Annotated in this window: 8 protein-coding genes; all 8 read left to right on the plus strand. The window is 47.7% G+C overall.

All coding sequences use genetic code 11. The features are described 5' to 3' along the window. Window positions 1–31 precede the first annotated feature (31 nt). Window positions 32–421: a phage Gp19/Gp15/Gp42 family protein gene (locus tag V7Z60_RS08740; RefSeq protein WP_334117444.1), complete on the plus strand. Its 390-nt coding sequence runs from the start codon at window positions 32–34 to the stop codon at window positions 419–421. Next, window positions 414–746, plus strand: coding sequence for a hypothetical protein (locus V7Z60_RS08745; RefSeq protein WP_334117445.1), 333 nt, complete (start codon window positions 414–416; stop codon window positions 744–746). Before V7Z60_RS08740 ends, V7Z60_RS08745 begins: the two co-directional genes overlap by 8 nt. Then, window positions 739–987 (plus strand): hypothetical protein, encoded by a 249-nt coding sequence (locus V7Z60_RS08750; protein WP_334117446.1) that lies wholly within the window; start codon window positions 739–741, stop codon window positions 985–987. Before V7Z60_RS08745 ends, V7Z60_RS08750 begins: the two co-directional genes overlap by 8 nt. Then, window positions 980–1,315, plus strand: a complete 336-nt coding sequence (locus tag V7Z60_RS08755) for a hypothetical protein (RefSeq protein ID WP_334117447.1) — start codon at window positions 980–982, stop codon at window positions 1,313–1,315. The genes V7Z60_RS08750 and V7Z60_RS08755 overlap by 8 nt, the downstream gene beginning before the upstream one ends. A 20-nt stretch (window positions 1,316–1,335) precedes the next feature. Beyond that, a complete protein-coding gene (locus V7Z60_RS08760) occupies window positions 1,336–1,908 on the plus strand; it encodes a phage tail tube protein (protein ID WP_334117448.1) in 573 nt (190 codons plus the stop codon). Beyond that, on the plus strand, window positions 1,908–2,165 hold the full coding sequence (locus V7Z60_RS08765) for a hypothetical protein (protein WP_334117449.1): 258 nt from the start codon (window positions 1,908–1,910) through the stop codon (window positions 2,163–2,165). The genes V7Z60_RS08760 and V7Z60_RS08765 overlap by 1 nt, the downstream gene beginning before the upstream one ends. A 17-nt stretch (window positions 2,166–2,182) precedes the next feature. After that, a complete protein-coding gene (locus tag V7Z60_RS08770) occupies window positions 2,183–2,557 on the plus strand; it encodes a DUF5361 domain-containing protein (protein WP_333559520.1) in 375 nt (124 codons plus the stop codon). Further along, a partial coding sequence (locus tag V7Z60_RS08775) for a hypothetical protein (RefSeq protein ID WP_334117450.1) occupies window positions 2,547–2,744 on the plus strand: 198 nt, incomplete at its 3' end. The genes V7Z60_RS08770 and V7Z60_RS08775, both read left to right, overlap by 11 nt.

Below are 2,744 nucleotides of genomic sequence, written 5' to 3' on the forward strand. Positions count from 1 at the left end.
GTCACTATAGGTTAGCTAAGGGGGTGGTAGGGTGGCAAATTTTGCAACTATCGAAGATCTGGAAAAGTTGTGGCGCACTTTGAAGCCTGCTGAACGCGAGCGTGCGGAAGGCCTGTTGGAGATTGTCTCTGACAGTCTGCGTGTCGAAGCGGGAAAAGTGGGCAAAAATCTTGATGAAATGTCGGCCGACAGCGGCGCTTATGCGAGCGTTTTAAAGTCTGTGACCGTTGACGTTGTAGCGAGAACGCTGATGACGTCAACTGATCAGGAACCGATGACACAGATGACGGAGAGCGCTTTAGGTTATTCCTACAGTGGTTCATTCCTTGTTCCTGGCGGCGGATTGTTTATCAAGGACACTGAGCTTAAGCGCCTGGGATTGAAACGTCAGAGATATGGGGTGATTGACCCTTATGCTTAAAGGAATTACAGTTATTCTCGTTGACGAGACAGAGGAATCAGAAGACCCGTTCGGACAGCCGGTTACGGTCAAGGAAGAGATTGCGGTTGACAACGTTCTGGTAGCGCCAGCGTCAACGGATGATGTTACTGCCGAGTTGAGCTTGACTGGCAAGAAAATCGTGTATGAGTTAGCCATACCTAAAGGAGATTCGCACAACTGGGCCAATCGGCAGGTCAAGTTTTTTGGCCAGAACTGGCGAACTGTGGGCATTCCTCAGGAAGGCATCGAAAGCTTGATACCGCTGGCGTGGAATAGGAAAGTGATGGTGGAACGATATGAGTAAGAACCGTTTTGTACTAAACCGTGCCGGTGTTGCACAGCTGCTCAAATCGTCCGAGATGCAGTCAGGGCTAAAGGCTAAGGCGACAATCATTCGGGAAAAGTGCGGCGATGGATACGAACAGGATATATATGTCGGCAAGAATCGTGCAAACACTATGGTATATGCTGATTCCATCAAGGCAAAACGCAGTAATGCGAAGCATAATACGATCTTGAAGGCGGTGAATGCGGCACGTGATTGAACTCATTTTGAAGCAGTATCTTGACAGTGTGCTTGATGTTCCCGTGCTTTTGGAGCATAAAACAGGTGTTACTGTACCGTATATCCTGCTTGATAAAACGGGCGGCAGTGAGTCAAATCATTTGAAGAAGGCAACGGTTGCCATTCAATCGTACGGAACATCACTGTATAATGCGGCGAAACTCAATGAGGATGTCATCCGAGCAATGGACGGGCTGACAACGGTTGAGAACGTCGGTGGTGCGCATCTTAACGGCAGCTACAATTTTACTGATACTGAAACTAAGAATTACCGCTATCAGGCGGTATATGATATTAACTATTTGTAAGTTTGTAAGGAGGTCATATAATGGCAACAACAGTTAAATATGTCACGAATGCAAAGCCTAAAGTCGGCGGCGCCATTTACAGCGCTCCGACCGGGACGGCATTGCCGACTGACGCAACCAGTGCGCTTAATGCAGCGTTTAAGTGCCTGGGTTACGTGTCAGATGACGGCATTCAGAACTCGGATGAACGCAAGACAGATGATATTAAGGCATGGGGCGGTGACATCATCAACTCCGTCCAGACGGAAAAGACAGATACGTTCAAATACACTTTGGCCGAAGTGCTGAATGTTGATGTTTTGAAGGAAGTGTATGGTGATGCCAATGTCACAGGAACGCTTGACACAGGGGTAGTCGTTAAATCGAATTCAACTGAGCTTAAAGAACACGTGATTGTCATTGAGCTGGTGTTGAGGGACAATGTGCTGAAGCGAATTGTGATTCCGCAGGGAAAGGTCACCGAAATTGGCGAAATCAAGTATGCTGACGGCGATGATGTCGGCTATGAGACAACAGTAACGTGCTTCCCTGACACAGAATCCAACACGCACTACGAATACATTGTCAAACCAAAGGCGGAAGGTGATCATTAATGCTTAAAGGCAAGACAAAGACAGGATTTGAGTACGAGTTTGATGAAAATCTTTTCAAGGACTATGAGCTGGTCGAGCTGCTGGCAGAGGTGGATGATAATCCGCTCGTTCTGCCGCAGATCTTCAAAAAGCTTATCGGTGACCGCGTAAAGGATTTGAAAGATCATGTCAGAGACGAGAATGGAGTGGTTGACATCGAGAAGATGGTGGCCGAGTTCGAAGACATCATTTCCACACAGGCCACCTTAAAAAAATAGTATTCCTTGCCGCTGCCATTAACACAGATGAGGATGCGCTGATATGCGACCTGGCTGAAACGTATGGCATTTACAATTACAGACAGCTACCTGCAGACCGGGTAGCTGTTTTTTGCTATGGGCTAAGAGACGATTCGCGAATAAAAATGGCAATGGCTGACATGCGATATACGCTTGATACGCTTTTGTCTGCGGGCATTTTAGACAGGTTAAGCATTCTCATCTGGCAAAAGACGGAAGACGCTCAGCAAAACCGCAACAAGCCTGTCAGCTTGACTGATATACTGACAGGAAATGCCGAAGAAAGCGTCGGATTGTCATTTGCCAGCGGTGAGGAATTTGAAAAGGAACGCAACAGAATTTTGAAAGGGGTGGAAGCTGATGGCGATTGAGCTCGGCAAAGCTTATGTGCAAATCATGCCCTCTGCTAAAGGAATTTCAAGCGGAATCACAAATCAAGTTGTCCCCGCAGCCGATGCAGCTGGCCATACTGGTGGATTGCACTTAGGCAAAAGGCTAGCAGCAGTTGCTTCTGCCGCAATCGCGGCTGCAGGCATCGGTAAGGCAATTGCAGCTTCG

It is taken from the genome of Ligilactobacillus sp. (genome assembly GCF_036846325.1).
GTDB lineage: Bacteria > Bacillota > Bacilli > Lactobacillales > Lactobacillaceae > Ligilactobacillus.